The organism is Lysobacter korlensis, assembly GCF_042434515.1.
In genome coordinates this window covers 210,105-232,771 of sequence record NZ_JBHLTG010000004.1, presented here as the reverse complement: position 1 = coordinate 232,771, position 22,667 = coordinate 210,105, and the positions used below count along the sequence as shown (strand labels likewise).

Below are 22,667 nucleotides of genomic sequence, written 5' to 3'. Positions count from 1 at the left end.
GACATGCGCACGGAAAACTTCGATTTCACCGGCGAAAGCGGGCAAAGGCTGTCAGGCCAGCTCGACCTGCCACCCGGGCCAGCGACATCGTATGCGCTATTCGCGCACTGCTTCACCTGCACCAAATCCTCGCTGGCAGCAGTACGCGTGTCGCAGTCACTGACCGCGCGCGGCTATGGCGTGCTGCGGTTCGATTTCACCGGGCTTGGCCAGAGCACAGGCGAGTTCGCCGACAGCAGTTTCAGCGGCAGCACGCGCGACGTGATCGCAGCGGCGCGCGCGATGGCCGATGCCGGGCTGCAACTGACATTGCTGATCGGGCACAGCCTCGGCGGCGCGGCGGTGCTCGCAGCCGCAGGCGAGCTGCCCGCAGTGGTGGCGATCGCGACGATTGGTGCGCCGTTCGATGTCGAACACGTGACGCGGCTGTTCGGCCCACAGCTGGACACGATCGTCGCCGCTGGTGAGGCCGAGGTGCAGCTCGGCGGCCGCCCTTTCACGATTCGCCGGTCATTCGTCGACGACTTGGCCACGCATGATCAGGGCGCGCGCATTGCGGCGCTGGGGCGGCCGCTGCTGGTTCTGCACTCCCCGCTCGACCGCGTCGTCGGCATCGATAACGCGGGTGCGATCTTCGGCGCGGCAAGGCACCCGAAGAGCTTCGTGTCGCTCGATGACGCCGATCATCTGCTGACCGACCGGCACGACGCGGACTACGTGGCCGAGGTCGTCGCAGCGTGGGCATCGCGCTACCTCGAGCAGCCGCTGCCGCTGCGCAGCGCTGCGCAACCCGGCGAGGTCAGCGTCGAGGAGACCGGCGTGGGCCTGTTCCAGGTCCAAGTGCATGCCGGCGCTGCGCACTTCCTCGCCGACGAGCCCGCCGAAGTCGGCGGTCTCGGGTCCGGGCCGACGCCGTATGACCTGGTGAGCGCCGGGCTCGGTGCGTGCACGGCAATGACGCTGCGGCTGTATGCGCGCGGCAAGGGCCTGAAGCTCGACAAGGTCTCTGTAAGGGTCGGCCACCGCCGTCGCGCGGATGGGCCACCGGCGGACGTGTTCGTGCGCAGGATCAGCCTCGAAGGCGATCTGACGCCGCAACAGCGCACGCGCCTGATTGAAATCGCCGAGCGCTGTCCGGTGCACCGCACGCTCGAGCGCGGCGCCATCATTGAAACCGCAGCAGGCGACCGCATCGATGCCGGCGATGTCGAGCAGGCGACGCAGCACGCTGAAGACATGGCAACGTTGTCGGCGCATCACCCGGCGCCCGACGAAGCGCCGGGCTCGGCCTGATACGGCTGGAACCGGTTGCTGCAGCAGTGGCCGCCGAAGGCGCGTGCCCAGGCGCCGCAGCCGCAAGACACGGGCAGGCGCGCGGCGGCCCGGCTTTCGCGAGCACGACGCTCGTGCTCGGTTCCATTGCATTGCGATGTGTCTCGATGCAATGCATCGCATCAACGCCCGCCGATCTAGCCCGCACCCCGATTCAACGCGCCCACTGGCGCCCGGCCAGGAAATTTCCATGAGCAGCGCCAAGCCCGTCCCCGGCAGCCCATTTCCAGACATTGCCCTGCCGCTGCTCGGAGGCGGCGAGCTGCGGCTCGCCCACAGGCAGGGCTGGCGGTTGCTCGTGGTCTACCGCGGCCGGCACTGCCCGCTGTGCCAGCGCTACCTCGGTACGCTCGAGAGGTTGCGCCCCGGCTTCGAGGACGCAGGCATCGAGGTGTTCGCAGTGTCGGCTGATCCCGAGGAGCGCGCCGCCGCGAACGTGCAGGCCGAAGGCTGGACGTTCCCGCTTGCGTACGGCCTGGACGTCGAGCAGATGAAGACGCTGGGCGTGTACATCTCCCCGCCGCGTTCGCCCGAGGAAACCGACCGCCCGTTTGCCGAACCGGCCGTGTTCCTGGTCAATCCCGAAGGGCGGATCCAGGTCGTCGACCTGTCCAACGCCCCGTTCGCGCGCCCGGATCTCGAAGCGCTGCTTGCCGGCATCCGGTTCATCCTGGCCAACGACTACCCGGTGCGCGGCACGCTGCAATAACGGACGACACTGTTGTCGCTCCCGTTGTCGGGCATCTGCGTGCGCCCGGGGCGTTGCGATGGCGACGCGATCGGCACGTCCCGCGACCTGGGCTAACGCGCAGCAGGGCTGTCGCCATCGGCCGGCGTGCGGACAAGGATCAGGCGCTCGAACGAAGCGGCGACGCCGACGAACTCGCGCGCGGTCTCGGCCGTGATTTTCGGGTCGGCCGTATGCGCCGCGGCATTACGACGCCGCCTGAGCTCGGACAGCATGCCGGCCTGCGCGGGCTTGAGCAGCCCGCGGTGATCAGTGCATCGGCCAGCCGCGAAGGCTGCTGGATCCCGTGTCCCGAAATTGGCGTGCCCTTGCGGCGCAGCGCGGTCGCGGCCGCGCCTTCGAGTTCGATCCAGGCCTCGAGGATGGCCGCGCGCGGGGAGATGTCGGCCAGCTGCAGCCGGTGCGTCTCGCCTTCCAGCACCGGCCCGGCTACGCCAGCGCCTTGTCATCGTCGCAACAAACTCGAGCACGTCCGTGTCCGCTCCTTACACTGGCCGGGCCGACCTGCCGATGACCATAGCCGCAGCGCGCCGCGCGACGGAAGGCAGCGTGCGCATCGGCGGCGCCCACGCAAACGTGATCGATCACGGCGGTCTGCACGCACGCGGCCGCGTCACGGTGCGGGCACCGCGCCAGCGGTTGAATACGGGCATTCCTGCAACGACGGAGGACCGCCATGTACCCGCGCGAACCGCAGCGCCATCCCGTTCCGTCCGGACCGTCCGGCATCGCAGCAGGCGCCGGCGTGACCCGCCACGAGGCCGATGTCGGTGGCATCCGCATGCGCTGGGACGAGTATGGCGATGGCATCCCGGTCGTGCTCGTGCACGGCATCCCGACCTCGCCGCGGCTGTGGCGCTATGTGATGCCGCGCATCCACGGCGCGCGCGTGATCGCCTGGGAGATGGTGGGCTTCGGCGATTCGATTCCGGAGCGGCACGGGCGCGATATCTCGGTGCGCGCGCAGGCCGGTCACCTGCTCGACTGGATGCGATCGCAGGGCATCGATCGCGCGGTGTTCGGCGGCCATGATCTGGGCGGCGGCGTGGTCCAGATCGCCGCGCTGCGCGAGCCCGAGCGTTGCCTCGGTCTGCTGCTGACGAACGCGATCGGCTACGACTCCTGGCCCGTGCCCAGCGTCAAGGCGCTGCGCGCGAGCGAAGCGCTGACGCGCCACATGCCCGATGCGATCGCGAAGACCGGCGTATTCGGCATGCTGATGGCCCGCGGCCACGACAACGAGGCCACGGCCGAGGAATCGCTCGAGCTGCACTGGGCGCCGTACGAGCAGCACGGCGCAGCCGATGCGCTGCTCGACCAGATCGACGCACTCGACGTCGACGACACGCTCGCGATCGCCGATCGCGTGCCGACGCTCGCCGGCGTTCCCTCACGCGTGATCTGGGGCATGGCCGACAGCTTCCAGAAGCCCGAGTACGGCGAGCGTTTTGCGCGCGACCTCGGCGTGGTGCTCGAACCGATCGACGGCGGCAAGCACTTCACGCCCGAGGATCATCCCGACCGCATCGCGGCGACGCTGAACTCGTTGGTCGCCGAGGTGGCGCTGCGCGGTGGCCACGCCGGCGCGCCGCTGCATTGACGGAGCGCGTTCGGGCCACCATCGCCGGCCTGCCGGAGGCCTGTCGGCCGGCGCAGCGCGCAGGGGTTCGACGGGGCACTAGTGCCTGCTTCGAACCCCAAGCCCGGCGTGTGCCGTGTACATCTCGGCGGCGCGCCGACGTAGCGCGATCACCGCCGGGGCCACCGAGTCCGCCGCCGTCTGCGTCGTCAACGCGGCAGCACGGGGGCCGCCATCGGACGCGCGGCGCCGCCGCTTGTGCTGCAGCGTGGCATCGTGCTCGGCACGCAGACTCGGGTCGGACAGCACGCGATACGCCTCGTTGATCCGTTGCATGCGCTGCAGCGCGGCCGGCTCGCCGGCACAGCGGTCCGGATGGTGACGTGCGGCAAGCACCCGGTATGCAGCCCGGATCACTTCGATCGGTGCATCGGATGCGACTTTGAGAATGGTGTAGTGCGTGACCACGGCAGCCGGGGCGATCTGGACACAGGTTTTATATCCGGACCGTGACCCGGGTACCAGCAGAATCGGCCGTGCGTCACGGAGCGTGGGGCCAGCGGCCACCTTGGAACCGCGATCTGCTTGGCCCATCGAGCCGATCTACGACCCTATGGACCGGCGCACGCAGGGCCCACGAGGCACCCGCCGACGCGCGGCTCGGAGATGCGCCTTAGACGATCGACACCGGACCCGGCAACTTGCCAGAGCAGCGCGCCTCGAGGCGGCTTGCCGGCAGTCCACGCTAACCGCACGCAACCCCACCGGCGTGCCGGGGCACCGCGGCTAATGCAGCAGCCGCCCCAGCCATGCGTCGTCCTGCCGGGCGCAGCTTCCAGACGAGCCACACACCGGCATGTCGTCCTCATCGCGCGAAGCCGTGCGACCGGCGTCGGACTGCCGCCCCACCATGGCCTGCAGCCACTGGTCCGCGCCGCTGCAACGGTGTCCATCCGAGCCGCAGACCGGAGTCTCGTCCGTATCCCCGCGTATGTCCTGCACCGTGCCCATTCGCATGGCCCGGGCGGCCGCGAAGCCTGCTTCGACACCGCCCTGTGGGCCCTGCCGACCATGGTCCTGCACCGCCATGGAACACCTGTAAATTCACCGGAGGGGCACGGACTGTGCGCGCCCTCGAAGAAGGAACGTGTTAGCCGATGGTTCAAAGGCTGTAAGCGGACACATGCGTGGCGTAGCGGCACAGTTGAGCCTACGGATCGCGGTCGCGGCCGACCCCGCCTCACCCCTCACGCGGCACATGCGGACGGCCGCGCAGGCCACTTACCTTGCAGGCCAACGGGTCTGCGCCAAATGGGGCACGCGCAACCGGGCACGTCGCATGCACCGGCTGCCCGCTGCAAGCAGCGGCAGACGTCAGTTTTGCAGCCCCGAATGGCAGCCTGACTCCCACTTCAACAGGACCGTATTGCTGCCATGCGGGACACTGTGGCTCCGACACGAGGGCACGCCAAATGATCCAAACCCGACAACAGACAGCATCCGTGCTGATGACCAGTGCCCTTCTGGCCGTGGTCACCGCTTGCACCAGCATGCCGGCCGCGCCGCAGACCGACGGAACGCAGGCGACGATCGAAGGCACGGTTGCCGCGGTGGACACCTCGCCGTGGGCGTACGACGGCAATGCGGTCGTCACCGTGTCCACCGACGCCCGCGGCACGGTCAGCGTGCAGCTGCCCGCGCGCTGGAACCTGTGTAAAGCCACCGCGCCCGATGAGCTGCAGCGCCTCAAGCCCGGCGATCGCGTGCAGGCCACCGGCACACTGGGCCCCGACAACGCGCTTGTCGTTTGCGAGCGTGCCGAGCATCGGCTGCAGCGGCTGGAGTGATGTGCGTCCGGTGCAAGCTGCGCATCACGAGACGACGTTCCGGTCGTGATTCGACGGCCGAGCTCCGGCCATATGGCTAGCCCGACTGCGCGAACGCGGTGCGACGCCCCAACCGCACGATCCATGCAGCAGGTGCACAGCGGACGATACGGGGCGCTCAGGTGTAGCCCCCAGCGCAACCGCTCAGCCGGGTGCTACGCCGCGGCAGGAAGCCACACCTGGAAACAGCTTCCACCGCCGTCGCGCGGGCGGCACGAAGCGCGCCCGCGATGCAGCTGCGCGATCTGCCGCACCAGGCTCAGCCCCAGCCCGACGCCACCGTCGGACTCACTCGCGCCCGGCGCGCGGTAGAACGGCTCGAATATCCGTTCGCACTCGGCCGCCGCAATGCCGGGGCCGCGATCGCAGACCTCGACCTGCAGGCCGCCGTCAGCGCCGCGCAGCGTGATCTCGACCACGCTCCCGCGACCGTGCCGCTGAGCGTTCTCGATCAGATTTCGAAGCATCCGCCGCAACAGGCGCGGGTCGCCGTCGACCGTGGTGGCGCTGCTGTCGATCGACACGGCGGCCCCCTGAGCCAGCTCATCGATCAGCTGATCCAGACGCACGCGCTCGAACTGCAGGCACGACGCGCCGAGTGCATCGAGCCGGCTCGTCAGCAGCACCTCGTCGACCAGCGCGTCGAGCTCGGCGATGTTGCGGGCGACCTCCGCGCGCAGGGTGGGCGTCGTGTCGGCCGGCAGCAGTTCGATCGCCAGGCGCATGCGTGCCAGCGGCGAGCGCAGCTCGTGCGATGCATTCGCGAGCAGTGATTTCTGCGCGCGCAGTAGGTCCTCGATCCGCTGGGCCGCACCGTTGAAGCTGTGCGCGAGCGCCGCGATCTCGTCGCGCCCATCGACGGCGACGCGCGGCAGGTGGTCGGTGCCGTCCCAGGCCTCGACGCCGCGCTGCAGGCGTTCTAGACGCCGCGTCAGCCCGCGCACCAGCGGATAGCAGCCGATGCCGACCAGCAGCGCGATGACGGCAAAGACGCCTGCGGTGCCGGCAGGCCCCGGCACCAGCCGGCCCTGCGGCACCGGGTGGATCGCCAGCGTGCGTCCGTGCGAGAGCCCGAGGCTGTAGTCACCCGCGACCGGGGCGGGCCCGCCTGCCGCTGCGATCGCTGCAGGCCAAACTTGCTGCCCGGATTCGCCCTGCAGCCTGCCGTCGGCGCCGTACAGCGCGATGTCGGCGTTCATGCGCATCGCCCACTCGTCGAGCTCGACCTGCTGCAGCGCCGGCGGAAGCTGCGGTTGCAGCTCGCGATCGACGCCTCTGCCGAAGCCGGCCAGCGCGCGGCCGAAAAGCGACGGATCGGTGTGCATGTGCCAAGCCACCGCGAGCCCGAACTGCAGCGTCGCGACCATGCCGAGCACGATGAGGTAGATGCGCAGGTAGAGCCTGCGCTGCATCCGCGGCCGCCGCGCCGCATCAGCCATTGCCGCGCCCCGAGGCATCCGGCCGCCTGAAGCAGTAGCCGATGCCGCGCACGGTCACGATGTAGCGCGGCTGGCGCGGATCGTCGCCAAGCGCCGCGCGCAGCCGTCCGATCTGCACGTCGATCGCGCGGTCGGTCGAGTCCGCCGCCTCGCTGCCGACGGCGTCCATCAGGTAGTCGCGCGACAGCACCCGCCCGGCCGATTCGGCCAGCACCTGCAGCAGGTCGAACTGCCTCGAGGTCAGCTGCACCTCGGCCTGGCCGACGTGGACGCGGCGCGCATCGCGGTCGATGCGAACGTCGCCGAGCACCAGCGCAGTACGGTGCTCGGCGAGCGGCGGTCGCCGGGCCAGCGCGCGCAGCCGCGCCAGCAGTTCGCGCGGCTCGAACGGCTTGGGCATGTAGTCGTCGGCGCCGAGTTCCAGCCCGACCACTCGGTCAAGCGGGTCGCCCTTTGCGGTGAGCATGATCACCGGCGTCGCCGCGACGGCATTGCCCAGCGATCGGATACGCCGGCACAGGTCGAGGCCGTCTCCGTCGGGAAGCATCAGGTCGAGCACGATCGCGCCATAGCCCGCGCCCGAGCGCAGACGCTGCAACGCGGCCTCGCAGCCCGGCGCGGCTTCGGCATGCAGGCCGTGCTGATGCAGATAGGACGCGAGCATGTCGGTGAGCCGGCGGTCGTCGTCAACCAGCAGCACGCGGCGCGATGAAGGCTGCATCGTTCGGACTCTCCCCCGGAAGCCGCCACACTATAGGTGACGGCTCCGGCTGCGGTTCAGTGCGCGGGTGACTGCATGTCCGACTTCATCGCGGCGCGCTGCGCAGGCGTCAGCACGCTCGCCACTTCGACGAGCAATTGGTCCACCCGGCGAGCGCGCTCCTGCACGACCTGCATCTCGGCGGCGCGGACCCGGTCGAGCGCCTGCGTATCGACCACATCAGCCAGCAGGATGTCGCGACGCGGCGCGCGTGCCTGCCGTGCACGCTGCTCGAAGCGTTCGAGTTCGGGCCTGGCGCGTTCGGCGATCTCGACCAGTCGGCTTCGCTGATGCGGATCGACGGTCTCCATCAGGTGGTGCATGAGCTTGCGAAGATGCTCATCAGTCATCGCGCCGTACTGGCCCTGCGAGCCTGCCCGTGGCGTTGCGGTGTGCGCGTCATACGCCTGCCGTGTCCACGCGGACGCGCTGCCGACCGCCAAACCGACGATGAGTCCGATGGCGAGCGCCGGCGCGAACAGCGCGCGGCCAAGGCCTGGAAGATGCTGTGCTTTGAACATGGGATGGCTCCGGATACGTGCACCGCGCCGATCGCGATGCCCGAAGCCAGCATGGGCCGGGCGTGTTTCCCGGCAGCGGCGCGTTTGTAAACTTGTGTAACCGCTTACCGCACAGCTCGCGGTGTCACGCGCTACGGGACAGCGAGGCGACAGGGCACCCACTCCGCGGTACCAACGCGCACTAACCGCGCGTACCGACCCACCGCCCCCGCACGCTCGCGACCACCGCCCATCAATGCGGTGGCAACGCCCCGGGTCGAGCGAATAGATAGCCCTGCCCGTAGCGCACACCCACCTCGTGCAGCGCCTCGGCTTCGGCGGCGGTCTCCACGCCTTCGGCCACGACCATGAACTCGGTGCGCGCGGCGAACGCCATCAGGCCGCAGGCAAGTGCCTGCTTGACCGGGTCGATATCGATGCCGCGCGTCAGGCTCATGTCCAGCTTGACGATGTCGGGCGAAACCCACAGCACATGGCGCAGGCTTGCGTAGCCGGCGCCGACGTCATCGATCGCCACGCGCACGCCGGCCTTCCGCAGGCGCGCGACCGCATCGACGAGCGGCGCGTAATCCTCGACCACGGCGTGCTCGGTGATCTCCACGACGATGCGATCGGCCGCAACGCCTGCGATCGCATCGGCAAACCCGGGGTCGGCAAGCGTGCGCGGCGAGGCGTTGATCGACAGGAACGCATGCGCCGGCAGCCCCTGCAGGGCCGGCAATGCATTGCGCACTGCCGCGAGCTCGAGCTCGACGCCCAGGCCAACCTCCCACGCATCACGAAACCACACGTCCGGCGCGCGGGCGGCGCCGTGATCGAAACGCGCAAGCGCTTCGGCGCCGACGATCGCGCCGCTCGCGGGCGCGACGATCGGCTGGAACACCATCCTCGGGCCGCCCGCGTCGAGCACCGTGCGCACTGCGGCGTGGCGCTCGCGCTGCAACTCGGCCGCGCGTAACGTCTCTTCAAGTTGCGCGCCGATCAGCCCGGCCAGAAAGCGCATGAAACCCACGTCGCGCTCGCGCCGCTGCGGGTCACCGTCGAAGTTGATGCAGCACAGCGTGCCGATCGCGCGTCCCTCCGGCCCGATGACGGCTACGCCGAAGTAGGCCTCGATGCCGATCTGTGCCGTCAGCGGGATCGCACGTGCGCGTTCGTCCTGGCGCACGTCGTAGATCACCTCGGGGATGACCCCCTGCAGCAGCCGGTGGCAGTACGTGTTCTCGAGCGGAAAACGCGCGCCGGCCTGCAAGCCCAACGGCTCGACCGGCCCATCGGTGTGGCGGATGACCTTCTCGCCACCGATGACCTCGGCGAGGAAGCTCACGTGTGCGCCGAGGTAGCCGCGCGCAGCGGCAACGACGCGGTTTACGAAGGCCGTGCCCGCTTCATCCAGAAGCGCGAGCGGCGAAGGCAGTGCGGCTGAGTCCATGCAAAGCACCGGGGGAAGGCACACGCCGACGATACGCCATCGTGCGCCCGCACAACTGTTAACCGGTTTGCGCTACGTGCCACGTCATCGCGCCGAGTACGGGCGCGACGGATCGCCCGTGCTCAACCGCGCTTCGCCGCCACGATCTCGCGAAGTGCGCGTTCGAACACCTCGACCGGCTGCCCGCCGGCGATCAGGTGCTGGCGGTCGATGATCACGGCCGGCACGGCGTTGATGCCGGCGCGCTGGAACATCTGCTCGTGCGCGCGCACGTCATCGGCATACGCATCCGATTCGAGGACCTCGCGGGCACGCTCCGCCGGCAGTCCGGCCGCTTCAGCGATGCGCACGAGCGTGGCGTGGTCACTTACGTCTTCGCCATCGGTGAAATACGCGCGCAGCAACGCATGCTTGAGCGCCGCCTGCCGGCCTTCGGCCCCGGCCCAGTCCAGCAGCCGGTGCGCGTCGAACGTGTTGTAGATCCGTGCGCGCTTGCCCTCGCCGAATACAAAGCCCAGCTCCGCGCCACGCTGGCGGATGCGTTCGCGGTTCTGCTCCAGCTGCGCCTCGTTGAGGCCGTACTTGTGACGCAGATGTTCGTTGATGTCCTCGCCTTCGGCGGGCATCTGCGGGTTCAGTTCGAACGGCTGGAAATGCAGCTCGACCTGGACTGCGTCGCGCAACCGCTCGAGCGCCTGCTCGAGTGCAGCCAGGCCGATCGCGCACCAGGGACAGACCACGTCGGAGACAAAGTCGATGCGCAATGCGACGCGCTCGGTCGCTGCGTTCATCGCAACCCCCGGACATGCGTCGAACTCGTCAGTGCCTTGTCTTCGCTCATGAGTGCGTTCCACATTGTGTAGTGATCGGTCGAAGCCGGTAGCGTCGGCTGGCGCGGATTTGTCGCGTTTATGTCGGCGATGCCGCCTCGCATCGCACGGCCAGTGGGCACGCGCGTGCCGGACCTGCAGAGCGGCCGGCGGCGCATGAGGCATCTCACCGCGACGGCGTCACCCGCCAGATCGTATTGGCCAGATCATCGGCAATGATCAGTGCGCCGCGCGGGTCCACGGTGACGCCAACCGGCCGGCCGCGCGTCTGGTCGCCCTCGGGCTGGAAGCCGGTGACGAAATCGACCGGATTACCCGCCGGGCGGCCGTTGCGGAACGGCACGAACACGACCTTGTAGCCCACCGGCACGTCGCGGTTCCAGCTGCCGTGTTCGCCGACGAACACACCGTCGGCAAAGCGCGCGCCCATCGCGGGTGTCGAGAAGTCCAGACCCAGCGGCGCGACGTGCGAGCCGAGGCTGTAGTCGGGCTTGATTGCCGCAGCGACCCTCTCGGGCTTCTGGGGCCGCACGCGCGGGTCGACGTTCTGACCCCAGTAACTGTACGGCCAGCCGTAGAACGCGCCCTCGCGCACGGCGGTGAGGTAATCGGGCACGAGGTTGGGGCCGAACTCGTCGCGTTCGTTGACCACCGCCCACAGCTGGCCCGTGCCCGGCTGGATCGCAAAGGCGGTCGGATTGCGCAGCCCGGTCGCGTAGGGCTTGTACATGCCGGTCTCGACATCGACCTGCCAGATCAGGGCGCGGTTTTCTTCGGCCGCCAGCCCGCGCTCGGTGATATTGCTGTTCGAGCCGATGCCGACGAACAGGGTGCGCCCGTCGGCGCTCGCGGTCATCGCCTTGGTCCAGTGGTGATTGATATCCGACGGCAGGTCGGCGAACTTCACCGGCGGTGCGCTCGCGCGGGTCTGCCCAACCTGGTAGTCGAACCGCATCACCGCGTCCTGCGCGGCCACGAACAGCCGGTTGCCGATCAGCGCCATGCCATACGGCGCGTTGAGGTTGTCGGCGAATACGTAGCGCCCCTCATAGCGGCCGTCGCCATCGGCGTCGCGCAGCAGCGTCAGCCGGTCGCCGCTCTCCACCGACGTGGTGCCCTTGCCCATGATGTAGCCGGCGAGCACGTCCTTCGGCCTGAGCTTCGGTGCATTGCCGCCCTTGCCTTCGGCCACGAGGATGTCGCCGTTGGGCAGCAGCAGCGTCTGCCGCGGAATCTTCAGATCGGTCGCGATCGCCGTCACCGTGTAACCGGCCGGCACCGTGGGCCGCGCATCGCCCCAACCCACGGGATCGGCGATCGTCATGCTGGGCAGCAGGCCTCGCTGACGTTCGGGAAGAACGGGGTCGGGACCGACGTTCGGCGGCGGCGCGTCGCTGCTGCAGGCCGCCAGCGCGGTTGCCAATGCAGCCACGGCGAGCACGCTCAAGCGATTCATGCGCGTGCTCCCGATCGATACCCGGCAAACCCCAGCCAAGCGGCGATGACGGCCAGCACCGTGCCGATCACCGACAGCACGAGCCCACCGGGCATCGCGGCCCAGGCGTCCTTCGCATGGACCAGCGAGTTGACGACACCGACCATGAAAATCGCCAGTACAAGCGCGAAATAGGCGAGCGAACGCGCATCCCGCCGATGCGCACGCACGATGTCGACCAGTGCGAACACAAGCACCAGCGCCGCGAACACCAAGCCGGCGACGATCAGCCACGAAGCGAAATTGGTCCACTGGATCTCGAACGTCTTCGCATACGCGATGTCGGTGAGCATGGCGCCGAGAAACGGCGGCACCGTCGCTGCAAGCAAAAATGCATGCAGCGGGTGCAGGGCGCGAGAGCCGATGCGATCGGGCGTGGCCGCCATGGTCGCTTCTCCTTGCAGGTGGGCACGGCCACGACCGGCAGGACAGCCCGGGCGCGACTGCGCGGGGTTCCGGATTCAACCCGCTCAACGGAACACAGGCGAGGTGGACGGGAGGCGAAATTGGTCGGGCATAAAGCCGCGATGACGGCGCTCGCGTGTCGGGTCCGGCTGTGGCGTTTTCCGGCAGCCGCGATCGTCGAGGCCGACGTTTCAGTTACGCGTCTATCGACGGACGGTGCGATGCGGGACGAGCATCGTTGCCGCCCCTTTGTCGATCTCGCGCCTGTGCGCCGCGATCGGTTTTGACCGTGCAGCCGCGGCGTGACGTCCGGCATGCGTCGGCTTCAGCAGCGCACCGAATCGCCGCACGACCCTGCGTTACTCGACGCAGGGAGTGGACGGCAGTTCCCCCATCGGTTGCCGACGGCGCGCGTGTAGTAAAGCGGCTGCTCGTGCGGACGGGATATGCACCGAGCATTTCCAACAACACGCGCAGCTGGCGCACTTCGCTCCGGCCGGCGCACTGCCGGCCGAAGCACCTGCGGGCGGAGCGGCAAGCAGCCCGCGCGTCGGATCAACTCTTCTTCGTCTCGATCCACTGCTCGACGCGGCGCTCGAGCAGCGTCAACGGCATTGCACCGCCGCCGAGCACCGCGTCGTGGAAGCCGCGGATGTCGAAGTCATCGCCCAGCTCGGCCTCGGCTTTCTTACGCAGCTCCTGGATCTTGAGCATGCCGATCTTGTAGCCGGTCGCCTGGCCGGGCCAGGTGATGTAGCGGCGCACCTCGGCCTCGATCGCCGGCAGCGGCAGCGAGCTGTTGTCGGCCATGTACGCGACGGCCTGCTCCTGGGTCCAGCCCTTCGCATGCAGGCCGGTGTCGACGACGAGCCGGATCGCGCGCCAGATCTCCGAGGTCAGGCGGCCGTATTCCGAATACGGGTCGGTGTAGGTGCCCGGCATCTCGCGCGCCAGCCATTCCGAATACAACGCCCAGCCTTCGGAATACGCGTTGAAGTCGGCCTGCTTGCGGAACTCGGGCACACCCTGCAGTTCCTGCGCGATCGCGAACTGCATGTGGTGCCCCGGCAGGCCCTCGTGGTACGCGATGACCTCCAGCTCGGTCTTCGGCATCGCGCTCATGTCCGACAGATGCGCGTAGTAGATGCCCGGCCGGCTGCCGTCCGGCGTGCTCGGGTAGTAATGCTGCGCGGCGCCCGCCACTTCGCGGAACGGCTCGACGCGCTTGACCACGAGATCGGCCTTCGGCAGCAGGCCGAAGTAGTTCGGCAGTTGCTGCTTGATCGTCGCAATCGCCTTCGTCGCGTCATCGATGTACGCCTGGCGGCCGGCATCGGTGTTGGGGTACTTGAACTGCGGGTCGGTGCGGATGAACTTGAAGAACGCCTTGAGGTCGCCCTTGAAACCGACCTTGTCCTTCAGCGCTTCCATCTCGCCGCGCAGGCGCGCCACCTCGGCCAGGCCGATCTGGTGGACCTGCTCGGGCGTGAGGTCGGTCGTGGTCGATGAGCGCAGCCGCTCGGCGTAATACGCGGCGCCCTCGGGATGGCGTGCGCCGACGCCCGACGGGTTGACCGCCGCGTTCGGCAGGTCGGCCTTGTACCAGGCGATGACGTCGGCGAACGCCGGCTGCACGGCCTCGGTCAGCGCTTTGCGCGCTTCGGCCTTCAGTGCGTTCGCGCGCTCGGCGTCGATCTTGCCGGCCTTGACCAGCGCATCGGCCTTGGCCTGCGCATCCGCCCACAGCGCGCTGTCCTTGCCCTTGGTGAACGGCGCGCCGGTGATGACCTTGCTGGCCTGGTCGATCACGCCTTCGTGTGCGAAGCGCGGAGGCCGGATGCCGAGTTCGGCCGAGCGCTTGACCTGCGCCATCAGCCCGCCGAATGCACGCGGCACCTCGCGCAGGCGCGCGACGTAGGCGAGGTAATCGGACTCGTCCTCGACCTTGTGGAAGTTGATCAGGAACGTCGGCAGGAACGCCTGCGCGCCGCCCATCTGCTCGAACGGATAGCCGTGGTCGGCGAAGCGATCGGCGGCCTGCGCGGCCTTGGTCTGGTACTCGAACAGGTCCCACGACAGCTTCGCCTCGGGGCCGAGCGCGTTGTAATCGAAGGTCGACTTCATTTCCTCGAACGCGGCGACCTGCCAGGCCAGTTGCTTCGCCTTGCCCTCGCTGGACATGTCGTCGAGCTCGCCGTAGCGGTCCTTGCGCCCGAGCATCGTCATCTGCACCGGGCTGAACTGCAGCTTCTCCTCGTACTTGCGTTCGAACCACGCATTGAGGCGCGCGTCGGCCGCAGCGGTGCCGGCTTCTACGGCCGCGGTTGCGGGTGCCGTGGGCTGGGCATCGCCCGCCCGTGGGGTGCCATGCGAGCAGGCCACGCACAGTGCCAGGGACAGGGCGGACACGATGAGGACGCGTTGCATGGGGACTCCGGTCGGCAATGGGAGCGGTGCTCCCGGAACGGTCGATCATGCCGCAGGCGCGGTCGAAGGCGCGCGGCGGCCGGGCGAGGCGCCCGACGGGGCAAAAGGCGGCGCATGCCTGCCGCCGCATGCGGCCGTGGCTGCCATATGCGGCGCCGGCCGTGGGCCGCCACCGAGCGCAAAGACGGCCGTGACCGGCGTAGCCCTGTAACGATCGGCGGAATATCGAGCCTCAGGGCTCCGAAAGCAGGCGCCGCACGGAGCGGTACTCGGCAACCCAGCGTGCTCGCAGCCGCCGGCTCAGCCACCAGGTGCCGGCAGCCCAGGCCGATGCATAGGCCAGCAGCGCCACTGCACCGGACCGCCACTCCGGCGCACCGATCCACCCGGCCGCCACGACCGCGACCGTCGCGTAACCCAGCAGGCAGACCGCTGCCGTCCGCGCCAGCGAGAGGTCCCGCAGCCCGAGCCGAAGCTGCGCGAGCCGCAGTCGTGCGTAGTCGTGCATGGACTCGGCAACCACGGCGTTGCGACCGTCGCGCGAGCGCAGCGCAAAGACCCAGGCCACCGGAAGGAACACCACGAAGAACGGCAGCAGCAGCCAATGCCCGGGCCCCGCAGCGCCCGATGCGAACGCGCGAGCAAAGACCAGCGCGGCAGCTAGGGTCAACGCGACCTCGCCGATCCGCTGGGCATGGCGCAGGCGCTGCTGGCGAAGCACGCGTGCGGTCAGGTCGGCCAATCGCGGGTGCGGCGCTTCGTGATGCCAGGCGTCACGGAGCATGTCATCGAAGTTCACTGGAGCCCTCCTCGAGGGACATCGCCCTCAGCCGTTCCTTCGCGCGATGCACGCGAACGCCTACGTTCTGCACCGAGATACCTAGCATCGCGGCGATCTCCTGATACTCGAATCCCTCGAGCTGCAGCATCAGCACCTGCCTCAGGCCGACCGGCAACGTCGCCAACGCCTCGAACAGCCACCTCGACCGCGCGGCCGCCGGGTCGTGGGCGGAGCGGTCCGGCACGCCTTCGGCTTCGTCATCCAGCGGCAGCGGGGCCGGATAACGCGTCGCCGAGCGCACGTGGCTGGCGCCCAGGTTGTGCGCGATGCGCAGCACGAACGGCAGCAGCCGGCCGGGCTCCGCCAGCCGCGGCAGGCTTTTACAGACCGCGAGCAGCACGTCCTGGAACAGTTCCTCGCGCAGGGCCGGATTGAGCTCGTACCCGCAGACGGCGCGCCAGATCCGCGGTTGGAGCACTTCGACCTGGGACCAGAGTGGATGCATTCGGCAGCGCGCAAGGATGACTTCAACATGAGTCGCTTAAGACGGCCGCTTTCTTACAGCCGAACTCATCAGACGGCAGGCGTAAGAAATCGGGCGCAGCAGGCGACTGATAGGACATCACATCCGCAAGCACCTGCGAGCCGACCATGCGACATCTGCACACGCTCTCCCTGCTGGCGGCAGCCGTTGCCAGCCTGCCCGCCTTCGCCGCCGCGCCCGTATCGATTACGGCCGTTGACAACGTCCGCATCGGCGACGTGGGGCGCGGCTTGCGCGTGCACGCCGGCTAGCCGCCGCGCCACAGCGCGATCGACACCGCTTATCCCTCACCGGCCCGGCCTGATCGAAGCGGCCGCGAACCCGAACCCGACCACCACACAAGAGCGCGGCCACCATGCCGCCACGAGACCGCACCATGAGCACGACAAACGAGCACCAGCCCGCAACTGCAGTCCCCGGCGGCCGGAAGTGGAAGTGGATATACCTCGCGGGTGCGGCCTGCCTGCTGTCCTGGGTCGCGCTCGGCATCGGCATTGCCGTGCAGGCGGGCACTGGGCCGATGGTCGTGCTGACGACGCTCGCCGCGCTGACGACGGAAGGGCTGGTCTGGGTCACGGCGCTGGTATTCGGCATCAGTGCCTACAGCGCACGGCGTGAGCTTCTGGCAAGGCTGCTACGGGGAGGCGGTTGAGCGGTTCGCGCGGCGTTTGCGACGCACCGCGACGCGCGAGGTTTGTCTACTGGCGCTTCAATCCGCGGGAACGACGCTGCGCGGCCTGACGTCACGCGGTGCGCGGGCTTCGCACTGACGTGCGAGCGGCTGCACCGCCTTCGTCGTGTCGATGTGGATCATCCAGTCGAACTGGCGCGTCAGCGATGCGTTGAAGTAGTGGCTCGCGCGTTCGGTCTCGGGCAGATACAGCACGCCGATCGCGCGCTGAAGACGTGGCGCCTCGAGCCCGACCAGCTTCGGGTTGTCGAGTCGAAGCTGGAATGCCGGTAGGCCCACGTCGTGAAGCAGTGCCTCATAGCTGCCGGGCAGGCCGGGCCGCACGCGTTTTGTCTGCGCGGCACCGTCCCATCGTGATGCGGCGGTCACCGTGCCCTGGTAGGTGCTGAAGCCCACCAGCACCGCGTCGTTCGGATAGTGCTGACGCGCCAGCTGGCCGAGGTTGATCTGTCCCTGCGGGCCCAGCTCGGTGGCACGCGCATCGCCCACGTGCGAGTTGTGCGCCCAAACCACGACCTTGGTAGGTCGCCCGTTTTCAGGACGCTGCATGAGGCTTTGCAGCGTCTGCATCATGTGAGTGTCGCGGAGGTTCCACGATGAATGCCCGGGGCTGAGCATGGTGCGGTAGTAGCGTTCGGCATTGACCACCACGCGCGCGTTCTGCTGCGCCGAGAACAGCTCATCGGCGGACTGGCCCGCAGGCGCCGTGCGACGTTCGAGTTCACGCAGCTGCTCGACGGCCTGGGCCTTGCACGATCGGCCCTCGCCGAAGCTCACGATCTGGCCGTAGCTCTCGGGGCTATCGCGGTAGCGGCTGAAACAGCCGTAACGCCGGCTCGCACGCCGCGCCGCATCGGGGTCGGTCTGGCGCAGATACGCAAGCACGGCGTCGATCGACGGGTGCAGGCTGTACAGATCAAGCCCGTAGAAACCGGTCTGCCCCTTCGCACCGGCCGTGGCGTTGTGGCGGCGCAACCACTCGGTGAACTCCAGCACCTCGGTATTGCGCCACATCCAGGTCGGAAAGCGCTGGAAGTCCGCCAGTGCGGCCTGCCCGGTGGCATCGGTCGAGCGGCCGCGCACGTAGCGGTTCACGCGGTCGGCATCGGGCCAGTCCGCCTCGACCGCGACTGCGGTGAAGCCCTTCTCCTCGATCAATCGTCGCGTGATGTCCGCACGCAGGTCGTAGAAGTCCTCGGTGCCATGCGAGGCCTCGCCGATCAGCACCACCCGGGCATCGCCGATGCGTTCGAGCAATGGATCGAAGTCGCCGGCGCCGCCGGCCAGCAGCAACGCGGCCGTTCGCACGCCGTGCTTGAGTGTGGTGGAAGCGGGCGTCGCCATGGGGCCCCGTGCGCACAGTCACATGTGCGCGGCACGCTAGGGGCGCGGCAGTGATCGACTCGCGACACCGGCCGTAACGTCGAACCGCTGTGTTCAGGACGCAGCCATGCTGCGCGCGGGGCGGTGCTGGCTATATCCGAATGCCCGGCCTTCCTGTCCAGGTCGGCAAGGCCGCTGCGCTGCGGCACCAGCGGATGCGCTGGCTGAGGAAATGGGGGCGGCCCTCTTCCAAAGTGCCGCGACGACGGCCCGGCCCGCCGCCGCGTCGCAGCAACTGTGCTTCGAAGTTCAAACAGGGCCAATGCAGCGGACGGCCACTCAGCCGTCCGCTGCATGGCACCGCTGGACGCTTATTTCTTCACGTCGGGCGTATGGCCCTTGAGCGCGTCGGCCAGGCCGGGCACGCGGTCGGCGCCGGTCGGCACGCTGATGCTCGAGCCCGCGAACGAGCCGATCGGCTCGGCGCGACCGCCCAGGCACTGGCTCAGGAATCCTTCGGCCACCGCGTTGAACGCCTTGCTGTTTTCCGGACGCGCGAAGCCGTGGCCCTCATCCGGAAACAGCACGTACGTCACCGGGATGCTGTTTTTCTGCATCGCCTGCACGATCTGGTCGGACTCGGCCTGCTTCACGCGCGGATCGTTCGCGCCCTGCCCGATCAGCAGCGGCTTTTTGATCTTGCTGGCATGCGTGAGCGGCGAACGCTCGGTCAGCCACTTCTTGCCTTCCTCGGTGCGCGGATCGCCCATGCGCTTGGCGAGCTGCTCGTAGAAGCTGGCCCAGTACGGCGGCACGGTCGAAAGCAGCGTGTTGAGGTTGGACGGCCCGACGATGTCGACGCCGCAGGCGAACGCATCGGGCGTGAACGTCAAACCGGCGAGCGTTGCGTAGCCGCCGTAGCTGCCGCCCATGATCGCAACCTGGTCCTTCGTCGTGATGCCCTGATCGACCGCCCACTGCACGGCATCGAGCAGGTCGTCGTGCATCTTGCCGGCCCACTCGCCATTGCCGGCATTCGTGAACTCCTTGCCAAAGCCGGTCGAGCCGCGGAAGTTCACCGACAGCACCGCGTATCCGCGGTTCGCCAGCCATTGCGCATAGCTGCTGTAGCCATAGCTGTCGCGCGCCCACGGGCCGCCGTGCACCAGCAGCACCATCGGCACCGCGGTGTCGGCCTTGCCGTCGTTGTCGGGGTCCGCACTCCTGGGCAGCGTGAGGTAGCTGACGAGCGTCTTGCCGTCGCGCGACTTGATCTCCTGCGGCCACTGCGGCACCAGCGGCTTGTCATCCAGCGCAGGCCGCGCGGAGAACAGCTTGGTCAGTTTGCCGCCATTGGCGCGGTCGTAGCGGTAGTACACGACCGGGGCCTCGGCCGCCGAATAGGCGACGATCCAGGTCTTGTCGTCGAGCGTGCGCGCATTGACGCCGACCTCGCCCGGCCCAATCGCTTCGAGCTTCTTGAGGTCGTCGGCAATCGCCGGGTCGATCGGCTTCCATTGCTCGCGCAGGTAATCGACCGCAGCCGCCTGCACCTGCTTCGTCTTCGGATGCGCAAGCGCATTGCCGATGTCGGCGCGCGCATCTTCGAACACGAGCTTGCGCTCGCCGCTGGCGACATCGACCGCATACAGCGCAGCGGTGTTGCGGTCACGCGAATCGAGCATGTACAGCGTCTTGCCGTCGGTAGTCAGCCCGGCCGGCTGCGTGGTCAGCGAATCCTCGAACGGGATTTCCGAATACGTCGTCCAGCCGCCCTTGCCGTCGGGCTTGAGGATCTCCGAGCCGCCATCGGGCTTCGAACGCGTCGCATAGCGGATCTGGTAGCCGTCATCGACGAGGTAGCGGCCGATCTGGTCGTCGTTTTTCTCGACAATCGTGCGCTTGCCGGTGGCGAGGTCGACGCGGTACAGGTCGTGCCACTTCGGGTCGCGGTCGTTCATGCCGACCAGCACCGTGCCCGGCTGGGTGTGGCTGATGCCGACGACCTGCGCGGTGGTCTTCGGAAACGGCGTGAGGTCGGTCGACTTGCCGGTCTTGAGATCCACGCTGAAAAGATGGAAGTCCTCGTCGCCGCCGGTGTCGCGCAGGTACAGCAGCGTGTCGGGCTGGTAGGACCAGAAGTGGTTGCGGATGCCGCGTGCCGTGTCCTGCGTGACCGCGCGCGCCTTCGACGGATCGTCCACGGGCGCGACCCAGACATTCATCACGCCATCGACCGGCGCCACCCAGCTCAGGTACTTGCCGTCCGGGCTGATCATCACCATCGCGCGCTCGGGATTGCCGAACAGCGCCTCGCGCGGGATCAGTTCGACATCGGCAATCCGTTCGGCCGCGGTCGGGCCGGTCTGGGCGAGCGCGGCGGACATCGACAGGGCGAGCGCCAGTCCGGCGGCAGGAATGAGCTTGTCGTGCATGCGGGTCTCCATGGATGCGGTGACACCACGACCCGTCATTGGGCGCGGCCGACCGGGAGTAAACCATGGAACCGCGCGACCTCCACGGGGCCATTGGTCACCTGCAGCGCCATCGCGGAACCGTAGTGCGGATGCGGTTAGACGCGTTTTTTAACGGCGCCAAGCTCGACCGCAGCGCCATCGCCTCGGCCGAACCGCGTCCTGCGGGGCCGTACGAGCCAAGCTCGACCGTCATCTGTGAAGTGTTCAGCGAGGCGCTGCTACGGTCCCGCGTCTGGCGTCTTGTCCGAATCGAACGGGCTGTGATGCGCGATTGGATAGCACCATGGAAGTAAAGGTTTTCGCGACTCAGGATGGCGCGCTTGTCGTGGTCACCGCCGACACGGTGGTGTCCGACGACCTGTTGCGGATCGGCGCGCTGCACCACATCGGCGACGGATGCGTCCCGGCCGCGCTGTTGAGCGACGAGCTGGTGTCGCTGCTGACCCGAGGTGGCCCCGCTGTCGCGCAGCCCACCGATGTGCAACCCGTGCTGCGGGCAATCACCTCACGCGCGCTGTCTGCAAGGCCGCCTCTGTTCGACTCCGCCTACGCGCAAGCCAGCCACGAATCGCAGGCCGGTTAGCCATACGGGAGCGGTCGAAACCGCCAAGTGCGTGATCGCGTCGAGTGCGCCTGCCCGCGTCGGTGCGGCCTCGGATCGATGCAGCCTGCATGCTAAGCCAGCGACGAATACGCCGTCGTACACACCAAGCCCTGCCCGATGCCGGTCATCCCGCCTCGCTCGCATCCTCATCCGGATGCCGCGCACGCCACGCCGCCAGCCGCGCCTCGTAATACTCCAGTTCCTCGGCATAGGCATCGTTGACGCACACCGTGCAGCCACTGCCGCAACAGTCGGTGGGAAGTGGTTTTTCCGGCGGTATCGGGCGCGGATCGGTTGAAAGGCTCACGCGGGCATGATCCGGGTCACAGCTCCGGTTTCAAGAGCCGCGCTTGTATCGCGCGCAAACTTGCGTCGAAAGTGGGTCATTAAGCGCAGCCTCGCCTGGCGAAGCGGTCACATCGACGACCGCCGCTGCTCGACCCGCCAGCGCTTGAGCGCGAACACGAACAGCGTCATCAGCGCGACGATCACCATCTCGACCACCAGCCGCAGTGCACCTGTACCAGCGAGGTCCAGGCGCCCGCTGGCTGCACCCATGCCGATCAGCGTGGCGGCCGGGATCAGTGCGAGCGCGATCATCACGCCCGAGGTCAGCGTCGATCGCATCTTCACCAGCAGGATGCCGCCGGCGATCGCGGCCGTGGCGCTGACCAGCAGCGACGACGCGGTCATGCCGGTCCAGTAATCGAGCAGCGCAGTGCCCGAGAAATAGGTGCTCTTGGGCTTCGAGGGCGTGTGGCCGAGCAGTGCCATGGCCCATGTGCCGATCGCTGCGCCTGCGATCAGCGCCAGGTATCCCTTAAGCGTGTCGATCACGCCGCGATGCCAGGCCAGGCAGCCGCTGATGAGGCCGAGCGAAATCCGCGCGACCGGGTCGAAGCCCGGCGCAATCACCATCGCGCCGATGACGACATGCAGGCTGTTAGTCAGGATGCCGATCGCCGCGATCGCCCCGGCAATCGCCATGTTCGCCATCGAGCTGATGCTCATCGCGCTTTCGTGATTGAGCAGGCTTTCCAGTTCCTCCCAGCTGGCGCGACTGTGGTCGTGCGAGATCGGGATGCGGTCGGGGCGCGAGATGATGCTGTCGGGGCGGCTGGTGCTGATCGACGACTCGTTGCCCGTGGTCAGGTCGAGGCGATCGAGCAGTTCCATCAGCGATGGCAGCGAACGGTCGGTAAGCGTGACGGCGACGACGTCGCCCGGCGGCTTCACCGAGACGCCCTGCTGCACGCGGATGCCGATGACATCCTTGATCGTGCGCAGGCGGTCCAGCAATTCCTTGGTGCGTTCGCCCGGTAGGCTGATCTCGACGGTTCGTGGCATGCGGCTTCTCCTCCAGACACCTGATTGGGCCAGTGCGCGGGTGAAC

Annotated in this window: 25 protein-coding genes; 8 read left to right on the top strand and 17 right to left on the bottom strand. The window is 68.2% G+C overall.

Going from position 1 to position 22,667, the window contains the following annotated elements; genetic code table 11:
• Positions 1 to 3: 3 nt before the first annotated feature.
• Positions 4 to 1,293 (top strand): bifunctional alpha/beta hydrolase/OsmC family protein, encoded by a 1,290-nt coding sequence (locus tag ACFFGH_RS17540; protein WP_386670613.1) that lies wholly within the window; start codon positions 4 to 6, stop codon positions 1,291 to 1,293.
• Between the two features lie 229 nt (positions 1,294 to 1,522).
• Positions 1,523 to 2,041 (top strand): peroxiredoxin family protein, encoded by a 519-nt coding sequence (locus tag ACFFGH_RS17535; RefSeq protein ID WP_386670611.1) that lies wholly within the window; start codon positions 1,523 to 1,525, stop codon positions 2,039 to 2,041.
• Between the two features lie 92 nt (positions 2,042 to 2,133).
• Here the strand turns inward: ACFFGH_RS17535 and ACFFGH_RS17530 are convergent, their stop codons facing one another.
• On the bottom strand, positions 2,134 to 2,295 hold the full coding sequence (locus ACFFGH_RS17530) for a hypothetical protein (RefSeq protein ID WP_386670610.1): 162 nt from the start codon (positions 2,293 to 2,295) through the stop codon (positions 2,134 to 2,136).
• Positions 2,296 to 2,756: 461 nt separating this feature from the next.
• Between ACFFGH_RS17530 and ACFFGH_RS17525 the strand changes: the two genes are divergently transcribed.
• Positions 2,757 to 3,680: an alpha/beta fold hydrolase gene (locus tag ACFFGH_RS17525; RefSeq protein ID WP_386670608.1), complete on the top strand. Its 924-nt coding sequence runs from the start codon at positions 2,757 to 2,759 to the stop codon at positions 3,678 to 3,680.
• A gap of 78 nt (positions 3,681 to 3,758) precedes the next feature.
• Here ACFFGH_RS17525 and ACFFGH_RS17520 read toward each other — a convergent pair whose 3' ends face one another.
• Together ACFFGH_RS17520 and ACFFGH_RS17515 are read right to left on the bottom strand one after the other, a co-directional pair.
• Entirely contained in the window at positions 3,759 to 4,253 is a 495-nt protein-coding gene (locus ACFFGH_RS17520) for a J domain-containing protein (protein WP_386670607.1), read from the bottom strand.
• 192 nt (positions 4,254 to 4,445) lie between these two features.
• Complete coding sequence (locus tag ACFFGH_RS17515; RefSeq protein ID WP_386670605.1) at positions 4,446 to 4,748, bottom strand: hypothetical protein; 303 nt, start codon at positions 4,746 to 4,748, stop codon at positions 4,446 to 4,448.
• Between the two features lie 419 nt (positions 4,749 to 5,167).
• On the opposite strand from ACFFGH_RS17515, the gene ACFFGH_RS17510 reads away from it, so the two are divergent.
• Positions 5,168 to 5,506 carry an NEW3 domain-containing protein gene (locus ACFFGH_RS17510; protein WP_386670603.1) on the top strand — a complete coding sequence of 113 codons (339 nt, stop codon included), beginning with the start codon at positions 5,168 to 5,170 and terminating at the stop codon, positions 5,504 to 5,506.
• 194 nt (positions 5,507 to 5,700) lie between these two features.
• Here the strand turns inward: ACFFGH_RS17510 and ACFFGH_RS17505 are convergent, their stop codons facing one another.
• The 7 genes from ACFFGH_RS17505 to ACFFGH_RS17475 form a co-directional block, all read right to left on the bottom strand.
• Positions 5,701 to 6,957 (bottom strand): sensor histidine kinase, encoded by a 1,257-nt coding sequence (locus ACFFGH_RS17505; protein ID WP_386670601.1) that lies wholly within the window; start codon positions 6,955 to 6,957, stop codon positions 5,701 to 5,703.
• Positions 6,958 to 6,976: 19 nt separating this feature from the next.
• Positions 6,977 to 7,705: a winged helix-turn-helix domain-containing protein gene (locus tag ACFFGH_RS17500; RefSeq protein WP_386670599.1), complete on the bottom strand. Its 729-nt coding sequence runs from the start codon at positions 7,703 to 7,705 to the stop codon at positions 6,977 to 6,979.
• A gap of 56 nt (positions 7,706 to 7,761) precedes the next feature.
• Positions 7,762 to 8,265 carry a Spy/CpxP family protein refolding chaperone gene (locus ACFFGH_RS17495; protein ID WP_386670597.1) on the bottom strand — a complete coding sequence of 168 codons (504 nt, stop codon included), beginning with the start codon at positions 8,263 to 8,265 and terminating at the stop codon, positions 7,762 to 7,764.
• Between the two features lie 232 nt (positions 8,266 to 8,497).
• Entirely contained in the window at positions 8,498 to 9,697 is a 1,200-nt protein-coding gene (locus ACFFGH_RS17490; RefSeq protein WP_386670595.1) for a sensor domain-containing phosphodiesterase, read from the bottom strand.
• 122 nt (positions 9,698 to 9,819) lie between these two features.
• The gene (locus tag ACFFGH_RS17485) at positions 9,820 to 10,488 is read right to left on the bottom strand and encodes a DsbA family oxidoreductase (RefSeq protein WP_386670594.1); all 669 of its coding nucleotides are present in this window, start codon (positions 10,486 to 10,488) and stop codon (positions 9,820 to 9,822) included.
• A 205-nt stretch (positions 10,489 to 10,693) separates the two neighbouring features.
• Positions 10,694 to 11,983 (bottom strand): PQQ-dependent sugar dehydrogenase, encoded by a 1,290-nt coding sequence (locus ACFFGH_RS17480; RefSeq protein WP_386670592.1) that lies wholly within the window; start codon positions 11,981 to 11,983, stop codon positions 10,694 to 10,696.
• The gene (locus ACFFGH_RS17475) at positions 11,980 to 12,408 is read right to left on the bottom strand and encodes a DUF2231 domain-containing protein (RefSeq protein ID WP_386670590.1); all 429 of its coding nucleotides are present in this window, start codon (positions 12,406 to 12,408) and stop codon (positions 11,980 to 11,982) included. Before ACFFGH_RS17475 ends, ACFFGH_RS17480 begins: the two co-directional genes overlap by 4 nt.
• A gap of 141 nt (positions 12,409 to 12,549) precedes the next feature.
• Here ACFFGH_RS17475 and ACFFGH_RS17470 point away from each other — a divergent pair, with 141 nt between their 5' ends.
• Positions 12,550 to 12,714, top strand: a complete 165-nt coding sequence (locus tag ACFFGH_RS17470) for a hypothetical protein (RefSeq protein WP_386670589.1) — start codon at positions 12,550 to 12,552, stop codon at positions 12,712 to 12,714.
• A gap of 268 nt (positions 12,715 to 12,982) precedes the next feature.
• Here ACFFGH_RS17470 and ACFFGH_RS17465 read toward each other — a convergent pair whose 3' ends face one another.
• From ACFFGH_RS17465 to ACFFGH_RS17455, 3 genes are all read right to left on the bottom strand, one after another.
• Positions 12,983 to 14,854 (bottom strand): DUF885 domain-containing protein, encoded by a 1,872-nt coding sequence (locus ACFFGH_RS17465; RefSeq protein ID WP_386670587.1) that lies wholly within the window; start codon positions 14,852 to 14,854, stop codon positions 12,983 to 12,985.
• Positions 14,855 to 15,086: 232 nt separating this feature from the next.
• The gene (locus tag ACFFGH_RS17460) at positions 15,087 to 15,653 is read right to left on the bottom strand and encodes a hypothetical protein (RefSeq protein WP_386670586.1); all 567 of its coding nucleotides are present in this window, start codon (positions 15,651 to 15,653) and stop codon (positions 15,087 to 15,089) included.
• Complete coding sequence (locus ACFFGH_RS17455) at positions 15,640 to 16,140, bottom strand: RNA polymerase sigma factor (RefSeq protein ID WP_386670584.1); 501 nt, start codon at positions 16,138 to 16,140, stop codon at positions 15,640 to 15,642. Before ACFFGH_RS17455 ends, ACFFGH_RS17460 begins: the two co-directional genes overlap by 14 nt.
• A gap of 146 nt (positions 16,141 to 16,286) precedes the next feature.
• On the opposite strand from ACFFGH_RS17455, the gene ACFFGH_RS17450 reads away from it, so the two are divergent.
• Together ACFFGH_RS17450 and ACFFGH_RS17445 are read left to right on the top strand one after the other, a co-directional pair.
• The gene (locus ACFFGH_RS17450; protein WP_386670582.1) at positions 16,287 to 16,430 is read left to right on the top strand and encodes a hypothetical protein; all 144 of its coding nucleotides are present in this window, start codon (positions 16,287 to 16,289) and stop codon (positions 16,428 to 16,430) included.
• Positions 16,431 to 16,555: 125 nt separating this feature from the next.
• On the top strand, positions 16,556 to 16,831 hold the full coding sequence (locus tag ACFFGH_RS17445) for a hypothetical protein (protein WP_386670580.1): 276 nt from the start codon (positions 16,556 to 16,558) through the stop codon (positions 16,829 to 16,831).
• Between the two features lie 57 nt (positions 16,832 to 16,888).
• Here ACFFGH_RS17445 and ACFFGH_RS17440 read toward each other — a convergent pair whose 3' ends face one another.
• Both ACFFGH_RS17440 and ACFFGH_RS17435 read right to left on the bottom strand, forming a co-directional pair.
• A complete protein-coding gene (locus ACFFGH_RS17440; protein WP_386670579.1) occupies positions 16,889 to 18,214 on the bottom strand; it encodes an erythromycin esterase family protein in 1,326 nt (441 codons plus the stop codon).
• Between the two features lie 350 nt (positions 18,215 to 18,564).
• Positions 18,565 to 20,628, bottom strand: a complete 2,064-nt coding sequence (locus tag ACFFGH_RS17435) for a S9 family peptidase (RefSeq protein WP_386670577.1) — start codon at positions 20,626 to 20,628, stop codon at positions 18,565 to 18,567.
• A 313-nt stretch (positions 20,629 to 20,941) separates the two neighbouring features.
• Between ACFFGH_RS17435 and ACFFGH_RS17430 the strand changes: the two genes are divergently transcribed.
• Positions 20,942 to 21,253, top strand: a complete 312-nt coding sequence (locus ACFFGH_RS17430) for a hypothetical protein (RefSeq protein ID WP_386670576.1) — start codon at positions 20,942 to 20,944, stop codon at positions 21,251 to 21,253.
• Positions 21,254 to 21,398: 145 nt separating this feature from the next.
• On the opposite strand, the gene ACFFGH_RS17425 is transcribed toward ACFFGH_RS17430, so the two are convergent.
• Both ACFFGH_RS17425 and ACFFGH_RS17420 read right to left on the bottom strand, forming a co-directional pair.
• The gene (locus tag ACFFGH_RS17425; protein ID WP_386670575.1) at positions 21,399 to 21,581 is read right to left on the bottom strand and encodes an oxidoreductase-like domain-containing protein; all 183 of its coding nucleotides are present in this window, start codon (positions 21,579 to 21,581) and stop codon (positions 21,399 to 21,401) included.
• A gap of 107 nt (positions 21,582 to 21,688) precedes the next feature.
• Entirely contained in the window at positions 21,689 to 22,621 is a 933-nt protein-coding gene (locus ACFFGH_RS17420; RefSeq protein WP_386670573.1) for a DUF389 domain-containing protein, read from the bottom strand.
• Positions 22,622 to 22,667: the final 46 nt, after the last annotated feature.